A 16,523-nucleotide genomic window follows, 5' to 3' on the forward strand; every position below is an offset into this window, starting at 1 on the left:
GAAAAAGGCCCCGCAGATGCGGGGCCTTTTTCTATCGACTGAAGATCAGCTTTCGCCCTTCTCGCGGGCGATGGCCCGGTAGCCGATGTCGTGGCGGTAGAAGCTGCCGTCCCAGCGGATCTGCTCGGCCAGGCGGTAGGCCTGCTGCTGGGCGTCGGCGACACTGCGGCCGATGGCGGTAGCGCACAGCACGCGGCCGCCGGCGGTGACCACCTGGCCGGCGCTGTTCAGCGCGGTGCCGGCGTGGAACACCTTGCCGTCCAGCGCAGCGGCGGCATCCAGACCGTCGATGACGTCACCCTTGGCGTAGTCGCCCGGGTAGCCGCCAGCGGCGATTACCACGCCGACGGTGGGGCGCGGGTCCCAGGTCGCTTCGACCTTGTTCAGCGCCTTGGCCAGCGCGGCCTCGACCAGCAGCACCAGTGAGGACTCCAGGCGCACCATGATCGGCTGGGTTTCCGGATCGCCGAAGCGGCAGTTGAACTCGATGACCTTCGGCGCGCCGGCCTTGTCGATCATCAGGCCGGCATACAGGAAGCCGGTGTAGACGTTGCCTTCGGCCGCCATGCCGCGCACGGTCGGGTAAATGACTTCGTCCATCACCCGCTTATGCACGTCGGCGGTGACTACCGGGGCGGGCGAGTAGGCGCCCATACCACCGGTGTTTGGGCCGGTGTCGGCATCGCCGACGCGCTTGTGGTCCTGGCTGGTGGCCATCGGCAGCACGTTCTCGCCGTCGACCATGACGATGAAGCTGGCTTCTTCGCCGTCAAGGAACTCCTCGATCACCACGCGCGCGCCGGCATCGCCGAAGGCGTTGCCCGACAGCATGTCGCGCACCGCGTCCTCGGCTTCGGCCAGGGTCATGGCGACGATCACGCCCTTGCCGGCGGCCAGGCCGTCAGCCTTGACCACGATCGGTGCGCCTTTCTCGCGCAGGTAGGCCAGCGCCGGCTCGACTTCGGTGAAGTTCTGGTAGTCGGCGGTGGGGATCGCGTGGCGGGCGAGGAAGTCCTTGGTGAAGGCCTTCGAGCCTTCCAGTTGGGCGGCGGCGGCAGTGGGGCCGAAGATGTCCAGCTTGCGCGCGCGGAACAGGTCGACCACGCCCTTCACCAGCGGTGCTTCCGGACCGACGATGGTCAGTTGCACGTTCTGCTCGGCGAAGTCGGCGAGCTGCTCGATGGCCAGCACGTCGATGGCGACGTTCTCGCATTTCTCTTCGGTCGCGGTGCCGGCGTTACCCGGGGCGACGAAGACTTTCTGCACCCGCGCATCCTGGGCGACTTTCCAGGCCAGGGCGTGTTCGCGACCGCCGCTGCCGATGATCAGTACGTTCATGTTCTGCTCCTTGTGGAGGCGGGCCGTTGGCCCGTTTGGTGGGCAGCTGCGGCTGTCCACCCTACGAAAATCTCGCCTTTAGCGATCCACCGGGCCGTGATGAAGCGGGTGGCTGCTAGGCGCGGATGGCTTCGATAAGCGCAGTTGCCGACTGGCAATGAGCATTAGCGAAGTCATCCGCAACAACGCAGACGCCTGCTTCAGCGCGACCGTGCCACGGTCAATGGCGGAAGTGGCGCATGCCGCTGAATACCATGGCGATGCCGGCTTCGTCGGCCGCAGCGATGACTTCCGCATCGCGCATCGAACCACCCGGCTGGATCACCGCGGTGATGCCATTGGCGGCGGCGTTGTCCAGGCCGTCGCGGAACGGGAAGAACGCGTCGCTGGCCATTACCGAACCGGCCACTTGCAGACCAGCGTGCTCGGCCTTGATCGCGGCGATACGCGCCGAGTTGACGCGGCTCATCTGGCCGGCGCCGACGCCGATGGTCTGACGATTCTTGGCGTAGACGATGGCGTTGGATTTGACGAACTTGGCCACTTTCCAGGCGAAGATCAGGTCGTGGATTTCCTGCTCGGTCGGCGCCCGCTTGGTCACGACCTTGAGGTCCGCCTCGGTGATCATGCCGATGTCACGGCTCTGCACCAGCAGGCCGCCGTTGACGCGCTTGAAGTCCCAGCCCGGGGCGCGCTCGGCCGGCCACTCGCCGCATTCGAGCAGCCGCACGTTGGCCTTGGCGGCGACCACGGCACGCGCCGCTTCGCTGACTTTCGGGGCGATGATCACTTCGACGAACTGACGCTCGACGATGGCCTGGGCGGTCTCGGCGTCCAGCTCGCGGTTGAAGGCGATGATGCCGCCGAACGCCGACTCGGTGTCGGTGGCGTAGGCCAGTTCATAGGCCTGGCGGATGCCGCCGTCGGCGTCCGGAACCACCGACACGCCGCACGGGTTGGCGTGCTTGACGATCACGCAGGCCGGCTTGACGAAGCTCTTCACGCATTCCAGCGCGGCGTCGGTGTCGGCGACGTTGTTGAACGACAGTTCCTTGCCCTGCAGCTGCACGGCGGTCGACACGCTGGCTTCGCCGCCTTCGACATAGAACGCCGCGCTCTGGTGCGGGTTCTCGCCGTAGCGCATGTCCTGCGCCTTGATGAACTGGCTGGTGAAGGTGCGCGGGAACTGGCTGCGGCCGTCGGTGGACAGGGTCTCGGCAGCCTGGTCGATGGTGCCCAGGTAGTTGGCGATCATGCCGTCGTAGGCGGCGGTGTGTTCGAAGGCCTTGAGCGCCAGGTCGAAGCGCTGCGCGTAAGTCAGGCCGCCGGCCTTGAGGTTCTCGACGACGGCGCTGTAGTCGCCGGCATTGACCACGATGGCGACGTCCTTGTGGTTCTTCGCCGCGCTGCGGACCATGGTCGGGCCGCCGATGTCGATGTTCTCGATGGCGTCGGCCAGGTCACAACCCGGCTTGGCCACGGTGGCGGCGAACGGGTAGAGGTTGACCGCGACCAGGTCGATCGGCTTGATGCCGTGCTGCTCCATCACCGCGCCGTCCAGCGCACGACGACCGAGAATGCCGCCATGGATTTTCGGGTGCAGGGTCTTCACCCGGCCATCCATCATTTCCGGGAAGCCGGTGTAGTCGGCGACTTCCACCGCGGCGACGCCGTTGTCCTTGAGCAGCTTGTAGGTGCCGCCGGTGGAAAGGATCTCCACGCCGAGGGCGACGAGCTCACGGGCGAAGTCAAGGATGCCGGTCTTGTCGGAGACGCTGATCAGGGCGCGGCGGACGGGAAGGCGGGTGGTTTGGTCGGTCATCGCGGTTTCCATCTAAAGCGGGGGGATTCAGCGAAAAAGGGCGGCCGCTTGTCGAGGCCGCCCTTTTCCGTGGGAATTCGTGGCTTACAGCAGATCGTACTGCTTGAGCTTCTTGCGCAGGGTGCCGCGATTCAGGCCGAGCAGCTCGGAGGCCTTGGTCTGGTTGCCCTTGACGTAGTTCATCACGGTTTCCAGCAGCGGCGCTTCCACTTCGGAAAGCACCAGGTTGTAGATGTCGGAGACATCCTGCCCATCGAGATGGGCGAAGTAGTTGCGCAGCGCCTTCTCCACACTGCCGCGCAGGGTTTGCCCTTCTTCGCTCGGCGACTTCAGATGCTGTTTCAGGTTGACGTTGTCGCTCACAGATGCAGTTCCACTCACTAATGTCTCGGTCATCGTCGTCATGCCGCCACCCCTTCTCCCTCGTTATGACGTTCGGCGAAAAACTGCCGCACCATGGCGCACTGCGCGTCCTTGTGTTCAAGACGATTGAATTCGGAACGAAACTCCCGCTCCCCCGGGAGAGTCGCCAGGTACCAGCCGACATGCTTGCGTGCGATGCGCACGCCCATCACGTCGCCGTAGAACGCATGCAGCTCGGCCAGATGGCCCAGTAGAATGTGTTCCACTTCGTACAACTTGGGGCCCGGCAGTTGTTCGCCGGTCCGCAGGTAATGCTCGATTTCGCGGAAAATCCACGGCCGCCCCTGGGCGGCGCGGCCGATCAGCAGGGCATCGGCGCCGGTGGCGTCGAGCACGGCCTTGGCCTTCTGCGGCGAGTCGATGTCGCCGTTGGCGAATACCGGAATCGACACCGCCTGCTTGATCGCGGCGATGGTGTCGTACTCGGCTTCGCCGGTGTACAGGTCGGCGCGCGTACGGCCGTGCACGGACAGCGCCTGGATGCCGGCCTGTTCGGCAATCTTCGCCACGGTCACGCCGTTCTTGTTCGCCCGGTCCCAGCCGGTGCGAATCTTCAGGGTGACCGGGACGTCGACGGCCTGCACCACGCTGCTGAGGATTTCCGCGACCAGCGCTTCGTCCTTCATCAGCGCCGAGCCGGCGGCCTTGTTGCAGACCTTCTTGGCCGGGCAGCCCATGTTTATATCGATGATCTGCGCGCCCAGCTCGACGTTGGCGCGTGCCGCGTCGGCGAGCATCTGCGCGTCGCCACCGGCGATCTGGACCGAGCGTGGCTCGGGATCGCCGCTGTGGATCAGGCGCTGGCGCGATTTGCGGGTGTGCCACAGGCTGACATCGCTGGTGACCATCTCCGACACCACCAGGCCGGCACCGAGGCGGCGGCAGAGCTGCCGGAACGGGCTATCGGTGACCCCGGCCATGGGGGCCAGGATCAACTGATTGGGCAATGTATAGGGGCCGATGCGTACCGCCGACATGGGTCTTCCCTGCCTGTGGGGCCGGATCTTGTTTGGAAAAAAGGGTGGGCATGATACCCGCTCTCGGTGACCGGATAAAGGCTGTTTTGAACAAATTCTGAACAGTTATCGGCTTATCGCGGGTGCTTTTAAATCAGCAAATCCGCGGCCTGCAGGCGAAGCGGCCGCTTATTCCGGGGAGTGGAAGCTGAGGCTGTAATTGACCGCCTTAGGCCCTGGATCAAGGATATCCAGCGAGATGTGGATCGGCGTCTGCGGCGGCATTTCCGTTTGTCCGGCAAGTTCGCCGGCGAGGTATTCGCTGGGCTTGAAGCGACGACTGGCGAGCAGTTGCCCGTTGAGGTCGGCGAAGCGCATTTCCAGCAGCGGGAACGGCTGGGAGAAGGGCGCGCGGTTGTAGAGGATCGCATCGACCACCAGCGCGCCGGCGAATTCCGGGTGGCTGCGCACCACCAGGTTGCTGCTCTTGATCAGCTCGATGTCGACCTTCGACGGCAGCTTGCAGCCGAGTTCCGGGCACAGCTGCTCGAACCACGGGCGGTACTGGTCCTGCCGGGCCAGTTCGTCGAAGTGGTAGAGCACGTACTGGCCGGCCAGCGCCAGGGCGCCGAGCAAGTTGAGCAGGCCCCAGGCGATCCAGCGCCCCCAGGGTTTCTTCGGCTGCTGCCAGTCGAGCTGCAGCGGTTCGTCGCTGAGCTGCGCCAGGCTGTCTTCGCGCAGCGCGATGGTTTCGTTGCGGCGCACCAGCGGCGGTGGCAGCGCGGAGAAGCCCGGGTCGTCCGCCTGCGGCTCGTCGGCCTCCGGTTCCGCGCGTTCGGCGCTGAGGCGGAAGTCATCGTTGAGTTCGCTGTCCGCGGCGTCGCTCGCCTCGCTCGCTGCCTCGTCCTTTTCTGCTGCTTCGGAATCGGCAGCGAGGTCCAGGGTCGGCTCCTGGCGCGCCACGGCCGGCGCGGCAGGCGGTTCGGGCGCGGCGGGGGCAGGCGCCGCAGGCGGTTGCGCACTGCGTGGCTGTTCCTGGCGCAGCAGCGCCTCGGCCCAGGCTTCGTCGTGTGGGTTGGCGGGCTGCGGCTGGGCGGCGTCGAGCAGGCGTTCGGCCGGCTTCGGCGCGCGCTCCAGGGCGAGGAATTCCTGGCTGAGCTGCTGTTCCTGCTGCTCGAGGCGGGCGAGCTCTTCGTCGAGGTCGAGGCTGTCGAGGTCGAGGTCGTCGTGAATCCACAGCGTGCCGGGGTCTTTGCTCGGCGGCGTCTTGGCGGTCGGCGTCGGCGCCGCGGCGCTCGGTTTGGTCGGTTCGACCGCCGGCTTGGCCGGTGCCGGCGGCGCGGTGAACGCGCCGGGCTGGTCGATCAGCAGCTGTTGCCCGGCGTTGAACACCTGCATGCAGGCGCCGCACCGCACGGCGCCGCGAGCCGCCCCCAGCTGTGCGCGGCTGACGCGAAAGCTGGTGCTGCAGTGCGGGCATCGGGTGACGAAGCTGTCGATCATGCGGTGATCCGGGTGAAAAAGAACGGCGGCTAGTCTAACGCAAGGCTGCCGGCCGGGGCATCAGTGGCGACGGCCGCTGATGCGCACCCAGCCGTCCTTGCTGGCAGTCGGGTCGAGGTCGAAGGCGTCCTGGTAGGCGGCGCGCACTTCGTCGGCTTGTTCGGCGAGGATGCCGGACAGCGCCAGATGGCCGCCCGGCTTGACCAGTGCGGTGATCTGCGGCGCCAGCTGGACCAGCGGCCCGGCGAGGATGTTGGCGACCACCACGTCGGCCGGCGCCTGCGGCAGCTCGGCCGGCAGGTAGACCGGGAAACGCTCGGCGGCGATGCCGTTGCGGCTGGCGTTGTCGCGCGAGGCCTCCAGTGCCTGCGGGTCGATGTCGGTACCGACCGCCCGCGGCGCGCCGAGCAGCAGCGCGGCGATGGCGAGGATGCCCGAGCCGCAGCCGAAATCGAGCACGCTGCAGTTCTGCAGTGGCTGGCCGTCGAGCCACTCCAGGCACAGTGCGGTGGTCGGGTGGGTGCCGGTGCCGAACGCCAGGCCGGGGTCGAGCAGCAGGTTGACCGCGTCGGGCTCCGGCGCGGCGTGCCAGCTCGGCACGATCCACAGGCGGCGGCCGAAACGCATCGGCTGGAAGTTGTCCATCCAGCTGCGCTCCCAGTCCTGGTCCTCGATGCGCTCGATCTGGTGGGTCGGCAGGGTGCCGCCGGTCAGCAGTTCGAGGTGGGCGACCAGGTTGTCGGGGTCGGTATCGGCCTCGAACAGGGCGAGCAGGTGGGTGTGGGTCCATAGCGGGGTGGTGCCGAGGTCCGGTTCGAAGATCGGCTGGTCCTCGGCGTCCATGAAGGTCACCGACACGGCGCCGACGTCGAGCAGGGCATCTTCGTAGGTTTCCGCCTGCTCCGGGCTGATGGCGAGACGAACTTGTAACCAGGGCATGGCGAACCTCGTGAAAGCGGTACGGCCGTGGGCGGCCGGAAGGCGGGCAAGCTTACTGCAGCGTCGCCGGGGCGGCTACCGGTGCGCCGCCCGGAAAGCACACGGGCCGCCCGAAGGCAGCCCGTGTGGCGAAGCGGCAGGGACTCAGTGCTTGTCCATGCCGAGCTTCTTCTCCAGGTAGTGGATGTTCACACCACCCTTGGCAAAGCCCTTGTCGCGGGTCAGGTCGCGGTGCAGCGGGATGTTGGTCTTGATCCCGTCGACCACGATCTCGTCGAGGGCGTTGCGCATGCGCGCCATCGCCTCGTCGCGGCTTGCGCCGTAGGTGATCAGCTTGCCGATCAGCGAGTCGTAGTTCGGCGGCACCGAGTAGCCGCTGTACAGGTGCGAGTCGACACGCACACCATTGCCGCCCGGAGCATGGAAGTGCTTGACCTTGCCGGGGCAGGGCATGAAGTTGTCCGGGTCCTCGGCGTTGATCCGGCACTCCAGGGCGTGACCGCGGATCACCACATCGCTCTGCTTGAACGACAGCTTGTTGCCAGCGGCGATGCTGAGCATCTCCTTGACGATGTCGATGCCAGTAACCATCTCGGTGACCGGGTGTTCGACCTGCACGCGGGTGTTCATCTCGATGAAGTAGAAGCGGCCGTCTTCATAGAGGAACTCGAAGGTACCGGCACCGCGGTAGCCGATCTCGATGCAGGCGTCGACGCAGCGTTGCAGCACTTCGGCGCGCGCCTTCTCGTCGATGTACGGCGCCGGGGCTTCTTCGAGGACCTTCTGGTGGCGGCGCTGCAGCGAGCAGTCGCGGTCACCGAGGTGCACGGCGTTGCCCTGGCCGTCGGACAGCACCTGGACTTCCACGTGACGCGGATTGCCGAGGAACTTCTCCAGGTAGACCATCGGGTTGCCGAACGCTGCACCGGCTTCGGTGCGGGTCAGCTTGGCCGACTTGATCAGGTCTTCTTCCTTGTGCACCACGCGCATGCCGCGACCACCACCGCCACCGGCGGCCTTGATGATCACCGGATAACCGACCTCGCGGGCGATCTTCAGTGCGGTTTCTTCGTCTTCCGGCAGCGGGCCTTCGGAACCTGGCACGACCGGAACGCCGGACTTGATCATGGCGTTCTTGGCGGAGACCTTGTCGCCCATCAGGCGGATGGTGTCAGCTTTCGGACCGATGAAGGCGAATCCGGAGTTTTCCACACGCTCGGCAAAGTCGGCGTTCTCGGCGAGGAAGCCGTAGCCCGGGTGGATCGCCGTGGCGCCGGTGACTTCCGCCGCGGCAATGATTGCCGGGACGTGCAGGTAGGATTGCGCGCCCGGTGCCGGGCCGATGCACACGGTCTCGTCAGCCAGGCCGAGGTGCATGAGTTCGCGATCGGCCGTGGAGTACACCGCCACGGTCTTGATACCCATTTCCTTGCAGGCGCGCAGGATGCGCAGGGCAATTTCGCCGCGGTTGGCGATCAGGACTTTTTCCAGCTGCATCGCAGGCTCCCCGCGCATCAAACGATGGTGAACAGGGGCTGGTCGTATTCCACCGGCTGACCGTTTTCCACCAGGATGGATTCGATCACGCCGCTGGTTTCCGCCTCGATGTGGTTCATCATCTTCATGGCTTCGACGATGCAGAGGATGTCGCCTTTCTTCACGCTCTGGCCAACTTCCGCGAAGTTCGCCGAGGTCGGCGATGCCGCGCGGTAGAAGGTGCCGACCATCGGCGAGCGGACCACGGTGCCGTTCAGCTTGGCGGCGGCCGGGGCGCTGGCTTCAGCGACCGGAGCGGCGGCAACCGGCGCGGCGACTGGCGCCGGGGCAGCGGCGTACACCGGTTGCGGTGCGGCGACGGCCTTGCCGTGGCGGCTGATGCGCACGGATTCTTCGCCTTCGCGGATTTCCAGCTCGTCGATACCGGATTCTTCCAGCAGTTCGATCAGTTTTTTGACTTTACGAATATCCATTAAGCATCAACTCCCAAGGTCGGTAAGGGCGTTCGGGCCGTCGCCGGGTCACGCGGCGGCCAGTTGTTCCAGGGCAGCCTCCAGAGCCAGTCGATAACCGCTGGCGCCAAGGCCGCAGATCACTCCCACCGCAACGTCGGAGAAGTAGGAGTGATGGCGGAAAGGTTCGCGTTTGTGCACGTTGGAGAGGTGCACTTCGATGAATGGGATGCTCACTGCCAGCAATGCGTCACGTAATGCGACGCTGGTATGTGTGAAAGCGGCCGGATTGATCAGGATAAAGTCGACACTTTCGTTCCTGGCGGCGTGAATGCGCTCGATCAGCACATGCTCGGCGTTGCTCTGCAGGTAGCTCAGCTGATGGCCGGCGGCCTGCGCGCGGCGCTGCAGGTCCTGGTTGATGGCTTCGAGGGTGACCGCGCCGTAGACGCCTGGCTCGCGGGTGCCGAGCAGGTTGAGGTTGGGTCCGTGAAGAACCAGCAGATTGGCCATGGATCTGTCCTGCATGAAGGAATGGGGCGGACTATGCCGGACGCCGCGGCGGGCTGTCCAGTTTCAAGGAGTAGCCCGCATGATGGCGATTTTTCGTTGCAGAACGACGAAATGGATGTTTCGTCTGAAAGTGACTGGATCGTCAGTGTTGGTCGGCTTTGTCCAGTCGCTTGGCGAAGGCCTCGGCGTCGATCTCGCCGATCACCCGTAGCTCGCCGCGCTCCTCGCCCGAGGCGGCGAAGAACAGGATCGCCGGCGGGCCGAACAACTTGTAGCGGTCGAGCAGGCTGCGCTGCTCCGCGGTGCTGGCGGTGATGTCGAAACGCAGCAGGCGGTAGGCCTGCAGGCGCGGCTCGATCGCTGCGGCGCCGAACACTTCGCGCTCGATCACCTTGCAACTGATGCACCAGTCGGCGTACCAGTCGAGCAGCACCGGCTGGCCGGCGCTTTTCGCCGCGGCGAGGGCGCGGTCGAGCGCGGCCGGCTCGCTCAGCGTCTGCCATTCGCCAGTGGCCAGGGCGCCGGCCCAAGGCCGCAGCGGATCGGCGCCGCCGCGTGCCACGCCGACGCTGGCGGTCAGCGCGTAGCCGAGCAGCAGCAGCGCGCCGAGCAGGCTGACGTGGCGGCCGATGCCCAGGCGCATGAAGCCACGGCGGGCGACGAACAGCGCGGTGCCGGCGGCCAGCAGCGCCCACAGTGACAGCGCCAGCGGGCCGGGCAGCAGGCGCTCGAGCATCCACACCGCGACTGCCAGCAGCAGCACGCCGAAGGCGTTGCGCACGGTCAGCAGCCAGGTACCGGACTTCGGCAGCAGCGCGCCGCCGCCGGTGGCGAACAGCACCAGTGGTGCGCCCATGCCGAGGCCGAGGGCGAACAGCTTGAGTCCGCCGCCCAGCGCATCGCCGCTGGCGCTGATGTACAGCAGCGCACCGGCCAGCGGCGCCGACACGCAGGGCGAGACCAGCAGGCTGGACAGCACGCCGAGCAGCGCGGCGCCCCACAGCGAGCCGCCCTCGGCCTTGCCGGCCAGGCGATCCAGCGGTTCGCTGATGAAGCGCGGCAGGCGCAGTTCGTAGACGCCGAACATGGCCAGGGCGAACAGCACGAAGAACGCCGCGAACGGCACCAGCACCCAGGCCGACTGCAGGCGCGCCTGCAGGTTGAGTTCGGCGCCGAACACCCCCATCAGCGCACCGAGGGCGGCGAAGCACACCGCCATCGGCAGCACGTAGGCGAGCGACAGGCTGAAGCCGCGCACACCGCCGACCTGGCCGCGCAGCACCACGCCGGAAAGGATCGGCAGCATCGGCAACACGCAGGGGGTGAAGGTCAGGCCGAGCCCGGCGAGGAAGAACAGCGCCAGCGCGTGCCAGCTCCAGGCACCGTCTTCACCGGCCGGCACGCCCGGCGTCGCGCTGGGCAGCTCGCCGATCGGCACCAGCTCGGTTTCCGGCGGGTAGCACAGGCCCTTGTCGGCACAGCCCTGGTAGGTGACCTTGAGGCGCAGCGGCAGCTTGTAGGGGTTGTTCAGCGGCACGTCGACGTCGAGCACGCCGTGGTAGACCTCGACGTCGCCGAAGTACTGGTCGTGCTTCGGCTCGCCCGGTGGCAGCTGCACCGGCGTCCCCGCGAGGTCGTTCGGCTCGACGGCGAACTGGAAGCGGTGGCGGTACAAGTAGTAGCCCTCGGCCGGCACGAAGCGCAGCTTCACCGCCTCCGGCGTGCTGCTCACCACGCTGAGGCGGAACGCCTCGCGCACTGGCAGGAAGTCGGCGCTGTTGTTCAGCGGCGCACCCAGTTGCGGATTGACGTGCTTGTCGAACAGCCCGGCGGCGGCGGCCGGCAGGGCGAGCAGGAGAAACAGCAGGGGCAGCAGACGACGCATGATGGACTCGGCGGGTGGCGATCGCCGCATGATAACCAACTCCGCGCTGCGATTGCGGTGACGAATTACCGCAGCGCGTGTCCGTGCGTCAGACGCGGAACGCCTGCACCTCCGCCTGCAGGCGGTCGCCGAGCTGCAGCAGGTGCTCGCCCTGGCGACGGCCCTGGCCGATGCGCTGCAGGTTGTCGTCACCGCGCTGGTGGATGCGTTCGCTGTGGTCGCGAATCTCGCTGACCGCGCCGCTCTGCTGGGTGCTGGCGGCGGCGATCTGCTCGACCATGCTGCCGATCACGCCGATCGCCGCGACGATCTCGTCGAGTGCGCCGTCGGCGGCACGGGCCTGGGCGGCGCTGCTCTCGGCATGCTCGACCTGGCTGCGCAGGGCGCCCACCGAGTGCAGCGCGGCTTGCTGCAGGCGGCCGATCAGCTGCTGGATTTCACCGGTCGCACCGCTGGTACGCAGCGCCAGCGAGCGCACTTCCTCGGCGACCACGGCGAAGCCGCGGCCCATCTCGCCGGCACGCGCCGCTTCGATCGCTGCGTTGAGGGCGAGCAGGTTGGTCTGCTCGGCGATGCCGCGAATCACTGTCAGCACCTGACCGATGGTCGTGGTTTCCTCGGCCAGGCGCTCGATGTCCTGGGCGTTGTCGCGCACCTCGTCGACCAGCGTGCGCAGGTTGCCGAGGCTCTCGGCGATGACCTGCTGGCCGTGCTCGAGGGCGCGGCCGGCGTCGCGGCTGGCGGCTTCCGCCTGGCCGGCGTTGCCGGCGACCTGCTGGATGGTCGCTTCAAGTTCGCCCAGCGCGTCGCGGATCTGCGCGGTATCGCCGGCCTGGCGTTCGGCGCCCTGGTGCAGGCCGCTGCTCAGTTCGGCCAGGCTGCGGCTGCTGCCGGCGACCTGCTCGGCGTGGCCGCGCAAGGTATCGACCAGCTCGACCAGGTAGTGGCGCAGGCGGTTCAGCGAATCCTCGATAGCGGCCAGTTCGTGAATCCGCGTGCCCAGCGCGACCGGCCGGGTGAAATCGCCCTGCGCCCAGGTCGCCAGGGCCGGACCGAGCTGGCCGAGCAGTTGCGCCAGGCGGCGCTGGATGCGGTCGACGGCGAGCGCAATCAGCAGGATCAGGCCGATCATCAGCCCTTGCAGCAGCCGTACCTCACCCTGAATGCGCGCATGTTCGGCGCGCAGCAGCGGTTCGCTGGCGACTAGCGCGCGCTGCAGGGCGGCGACCCGTTCCGTGCTGGCGGCGGCCAGTTCGCCGCGTTGGCGGATCAGCGTGCGAGTGCGCTCAAGCTCGGCCGGGTAGCGCTGCAGCAGGCTGCTCAGCTCACGCTTGAGGCTCACCCCGCGGTCTTCGCCGCCGGCCTGTGCAGCGTTGCTGTCGAGACCCATCAGTGCGGCGAAGTCGTCGGCGGCGGAACCGCCGGCCTCGCGCACGCCGAGCAGGGGCAGGGCGGCGAGGCGCTGCGCCTCCGCGTCGAGGGCGGCCAGTTCGCGCTGCAGGTCGGCGAGCAGTTCGTCGCGGCCACTGGCGACCAGCCGTTCGCGGGCGTGGCTGAGGCGCAGCAGATGTTGCGCCGCGCCGAGCAGTGGCGCGCGGTAGGCGATCGCGTCCGCGCCACTCGCGGCGCTGGCGTAGCGGTCAAGCTGGTCGAGGCTGCCGGCCAGTTCGCGCTCGGCCTGCAGCAGCAGACCCTGCGGGTCGCCGGCCAGCTTGCCGGCGGCGAGCAGCTGATTGCTGGTGAACTGGCGCAGTTCGTCGAGGCTCGGGCGCAGCGGGGCGGCGAGTGGCGCGGGCAGCTGGTCGAGCTGGCTGGCCAGGTCGTCGAGCGCCTGGCCGGCCGCCTGGTGGCGCAGCGCGTCGCCGCTGGCCAGGTAGTCGCGGATGTTGCCGGCCACCGCCTGCTCGAACTGCTGCGACAGGTCGAGGTAGCGCGAGATCAGTTCATAGGGCCGCTCGAGGGCGCGCTGCGACCACCAGAGGGTCGCGCCGAGGGCGAGGCAGGCCGCCACCAGCAGCAGGGTGTTGAGGTTGGTCAGGACTTTTAAGCGCATGGGACTTCCACCGACAACTGAACGGTAGACAGCCCGCCCCGGGTGTCCCGCTGCCGGCCGGTGAAGGCTCTAGCGTGCGGGTTGGGGCGAGGCTGCAGGTCCCGGCAGCGTATTGCGCTTTTGTTGCAGGCAGATGACGCGAGGCCGCGTCACGGCGTGCTGGCGAACTGCTCCACGCGGTTGCGGCCGCCGTGCTTGGCGACGTACAGCGCTTCGTCGGCGCGCTTGGACAGCGTCGCGCCGTCGATGCCGCCTTCCAGCTGGGCGATGCCGCAGCTGAACGTGCAGCTCAGGTCCAGCGGCTGCGCCGGGTAGTGGATCTCGGCGAAGCGCCGGCGGATGTCGTCGAGCACTTTGGCGGCGGTGGCCGCGTCGGTGTCCGGCAGCACCACGGCGAATTCCTCGCCACCGTAGCGGCCGATGTAGTCGGTCTTGCGCAGGCGCTGCTTGAGGAACAACGCGAGGCTCTTGATCACCCGGTCGCCCATCGGGTGGCCGTAGCTGTCGTTGACCTTCTTGAAGTGGTCGATGTCGAGCATGGCGAAGGCCAGTGACTTGCCGTCGCGCCGCGAGCGGGCGCAGGCGTCCTCGAGCAACTGCAGGGTGTAGGTGTGGTTGTACAGCCCGGTCAGGCTGTCGCGGACCATCCGCGCCTGCAGGTTGCGCGCGCGGTTGGCGCGGGTGCGCACGGTGGCGATCAGATGGCGTGGCTTGATCGGTTTGGTGAGGAAGTCGTCGCCGGCCTCGCTCATCGCGTCGAGCTGCTTGTCGAGGTCGTCCTCGGCGGACAGGTAGATGATCGGCACGCTGACGTAGCGGTCGTGCTGGCGGATCACCTTGGCCAGTTCGGTGCCGCTGCAGTCGGGCATGTACATGTCGAGGATGATCAGGTCGGGGTGAAAGTCGGACAGCTCGTGCAGCGCCTGGATCGGCTCGGTGAGCGTGCGGGTGACGATCCCGGCGCTGTTCAGCACCCGTTCAGTGTGGGTGGCCTGGGCCCGCGAGTCGTCGACCACCAGCACGCGGAACGGCTCGTACTGCGCGACGCGGGTGAGGATCTCGATGCGCTCGATCAGCGTCGAGGCGTCCAGGGTGCCGGTGAAGAATTCCTGAGCGCCGGCGCGCACTGCGGCCAGGCGAGTCGGCGTGTCGGTTTCCTCGTGGCTGAAGAACAGCAGCGGCAGCTTGTGCTCGAGCTTCTCCTGCACCGATTCGGCCAGCGCCAGGCCGGCGCCGGGGCCGGAGAAATCGACTTCCATGACGATGGCGGCCGGGTGGCGCTCGCTCATCGCCGCATGGAACGCCTCGGCGCTGTTCAGCGGCTGCGCCAGCAGGCCGAAGAACTCCATCTGCTGGGCCAGCCGCTCAGCGCGCTCGGCGTCTTCCAGGGCCAGGTACACCGGCTTGCGCAGCGGCGGCAGGAAGGTTTGTTCGAACTGGTCGCCATGCCGCAGGCCGGTGCGCGACAGGCGCTGCATCAGCTGGTTGAGCTCGCTGATCAGCGGGCTGCTGAGGCGTCCCTTGTTGGCCAGCACGGCGTTCAGGCTCTGCTCCACACCGCGCGCCAGCACAGCGTGCTCGGTCTGCTCGAAGCGCTCGGCGTAGCGCAGCAGGCGGATGTTCGCCTCGCTCATCTCGGCCATGTCGGCGCCGTTCCACTCGCTGTGCTGCAGTCGCTGCCAGACCTCCAGCACCTGACGGGCCTGGTGGATCACGCGTTGGGCGAAATGGTGCTTGAGGCGGTCGTGGCTCAGGTCTTCGGCTTCGCTCATGGCTCGACTTCTTATTCTGGGCGGTGGGCAAGCATGATGGCTCGATGCTATCACCAAGCTGGCATCGGTACGATAGTACTGCCAATCATTCGACCAGGTGACTGCCACCGCTGGGCGGTCGGTGCGGGTGTGCGCGAGTTCTCGCTGGGGCGGTCCGGCGATCCGCCCACTCAAAGTTTGCCGCCGGCCGGCTACGTCGCCCAGACTGCTTAACTTATAGTGACCGCCGCGGACGGCAACCCTGCTCGGGCGTTGTGGTCTGAATCTCTGCCTTCGTTCACGTAAAGGACACGCTCATGTTGGATTGGAAGAATCGCGCCGGCACTGCGCGCGCGCGGACCGCCGACTCGCTGGATGGCGCGCGCAGCTACTTTGCCGGCTTGTGGAGCCGCGCCCTGGGCCTGCTGGTCGGCCTGTACCTGCTGGCCGCACTGGTGGTCGGCTGGTACTGGAGCCAGGAACCGGACCTCTTCCCCGTGCAGCAGCATGTCCAGAGTGCCGCCGAACAGAGCAAGCGCCAGCTGGTGATTGGCTACGCCACCGTGGAGACCCTCAAGCAGGTCGCCCAGACGCTGCTCGACAAGCCGGGCGGCTACCTGTCCAACGACCTGTTCCCGCCGGGTCTCTGGCTGGACAACATGCCGAGCTGGGAATACGGCGTGCTGGTGCAGACCCGCGACCTGTCGCGCGCGCTGCGCAAGGACTTCGCCCGCTCGCAGTCGCAGTCCACCGAGGACGCCGACCTGGCGCGCGCGGAGCCGCGCTTCAACTTCGACAACAAGAGCTGGGCGCTGCCCTCCTCGGAGTCGGAGTACCAGGAAGGCATCAAGTCGCTGGACCGCTACCTGGCCCGTCTGGCCGATCCGAACCAGCCCAACGCGCAGTTCTATTCGCGTGCCGACAACCTCAACAACTGGCTGGGCGACGTCGCCACGCGCCTCGGCTCGCTGTCGCAGCGGCTGTCCGCCAGCGTCGGCCGGGTGCGTCTGGACGACGCCGGAGTGACCCCGGCCACCGAACTGGCGCCGGGCGAAGCGCCGCCGCTCAGCGAGCAGCGTGTCGCCACGCCGTGGCTGCAGATCGACAACGTGTTCTACGAGGCGCGCGGCCAGGCCTGGGCGCTGTCGCATATCCTCCGGGCGATCGAGATCGACTTCGCCGACGTGCTGGCGAAGAAGAACGCCACGGTCAGCGTGCGGCAGATCATCCGCGAGCTGGAAGCCGCCCAGGAGCCGCTGTGGAGCCCGATGGTGCTGAACGGCAGCGGTTACGGGATCCTCGCCAACCACTCGCTGGTAATGGCCAACTACATCTCGCGGGCCAACGCGGCGGTGATCGACCTGCGTCAGCTGCTCAGCCAGGGCTGAGGT

Annotated in this window: 13 protein-coding genes; 1 reads left to right on the forward strand and 12 read right to left on the reverse strand. The window is 67.3% G+C overall.

Going from position 1 to position 16,523, the window contains the following annotated elements; genetic code table 11:
- Positions 1–45: 45 nt before the first annotated feature.
- The 12 genes from purD to JQX08_RS11530 form a co-directional block, all read right to left on the reverse strand.
- Positions 46–1,338 carry a phosphoribosylamine--glycine ligase gene (gene purD, locus JQX08_RS11475; protein ID WP_205348511.1) on the reverse strand — a complete coding sequence of 431 codons (1,293 nt, stop codon included), beginning with the start codon at positions 1,336–1,338 and terminating at the stop codon, positions 46–48.
- A gap of 220 nt (positions 1,339–1,558) precedes the next feature.
- Entirely contained in the window at positions 1,559–3,160 is a 1,602-nt protein-coding gene (gene purH / locus JQX08_RS11480; protein ID WP_205348512.1) for a bifunctional phosphoribosylaminoimidazolecarboxamide formyltransferase/IMP cyclohydrolase, read from the reverse strand.
- 84 nt (positions 3,161–3,244) lie between these two features.
- Positions 3,245–3,565 (reverse strand): DNA-binding transcriptional regulator Fis, encoded by a 321-nt coding sequence (gene fis, locus JQX08_RS11485; protein ID WP_205348513.1) that lies wholly within the window; start codon positions 3,563–3,565, stop codon positions 3,245–3,247.
- Positions 3,562–4,560 carry a tRNA dihydrouridine synthase DusB gene (gene dusB, locus JQX08_RS11490; RefSeq protein ID WP_205348514.1) on the reverse strand — a complete coding sequence of 333 codons (999 nt, stop codon included), beginning with the start codon at positions 4,558–4,560 and terminating at the stop codon, positions 3,562–3,564. Before dusB ends, fis begins: the two co-directional genes overlap by 4 nt.
- A gap of 168 nt (positions 4,561–4,728) precedes the next feature.
- A complete protein-coding gene (locus tag JQX08_RS11495; protein ID WP_205348515.1) occupies positions 4,729–6,042 on the reverse strand; it encodes a DUF3426 domain-containing protein in 1,314 nt (437 codons plus the stop codon).
- A gap of 60 nt (positions 6,043–6,102) precedes the next feature.
- The gene (gene prmA, locus JQX08_RS11500) at positions 6,103–6,981 is read right to left on the reverse strand and encodes a 50S ribosomal protein L11 methyltransferase (protein WP_205348516.1); all 879 of its coding nucleotides are present in this window, start codon (positions 6,979–6,981) and stop codon (positions 6,103–6,105) included.
- A 144-nt stretch (positions 6,982–7,125) separates the two neighbouring features.
- The gene (gene accC / locus JQX08_RS11505) at positions 7,126–8,478 is read right to left on the reverse strand and encodes an acetyl-CoA carboxylase biotin carboxylase subunit (protein WP_205348517.1); all 1,353 of its coding nucleotides are present in this window, start codon (positions 8,476–8,478) and stop codon (positions 7,126–7,128) included.
- Positions 8,479–8,495: 17 nt separating this feature from the next.
- Positions 8,496–8,951, reverse strand: coding sequence for an acetyl-CoA carboxylase biotin carboxyl carrier protein (gene accB / locus JQX08_RS11510; protein WP_205348518.1), 456 nt, complete (start codon positions 8,949–8,951; stop codon positions 8,496–8,498).
- Positions 8,952–8,999: 48 nt separating this feature from the next.
- Complete coding sequence (gene aroQ / locus JQX08_RS11515; RefSeq protein ID WP_205348519.1) at positions 9,000–9,443, reverse strand: type II 3-dehydroquinate dehydratase; 444 nt, start codon at positions 9,441–9,443, stop codon at positions 9,000–9,002.
- 142 nt (positions 9,444–9,585) lie between these two features.
- Entirely contained in the window at positions 9,586–11,328 is a 1,743-nt protein-coding gene (locus JQX08_RS11520) for a protein-disulfide reductase DsbD (protein ID WP_205348520.1), read from the reverse strand.
- A gap of 88 nt (positions 11,329–11,416) precedes the next feature.
- A complete protein-coding gene (locus JQX08_RS11525; RefSeq protein WP_205348521.1) occupies positions 11,417–13,381 on the reverse strand; it encodes a methyl-accepting chemotaxis protein in 1,965 nt (654 codons plus the stop codon).
- A gap of 149 nt (positions 13,382–13,530) precedes the next feature.
- Positions 13,531–15,153, reverse strand: a complete 1,623-nt coding sequence (locus JQX08_RS11530) for a response regulator (protein WP_205348522.1) — start codon at positions 15,151–15,153, stop codon at positions 13,531–13,533.
- A gap of 296 nt (positions 15,154–15,449) precedes the next feature.
- Here JQX08_RS11530 and JQX08_RS11535 point away from each other — a divergent pair, with 296 nt between their 5' ends.
- Positions 15,450–16,520, forward strand: coding sequence for a DUF2333 family protein (locus JQX08_RS11535; RefSeq protein WP_205348523.1), 1,071 nt, complete (start codon positions 15,450–15,452; stop codon positions 16,518–16,520).
- The last annotated feature ends 3 nt before the right edge of the window (positions 16,521–16,523 follow it).

It is taken from the genome of Zestomonas insulae, assembly GCF_016901015.1.
GTDB lineage: Bacteria > Pseudomonadota > Gammaproteobacteria > Pseudomonadales > Pseudomonadaceae > Aquipseudomonas > Aquipseudomonas insulae.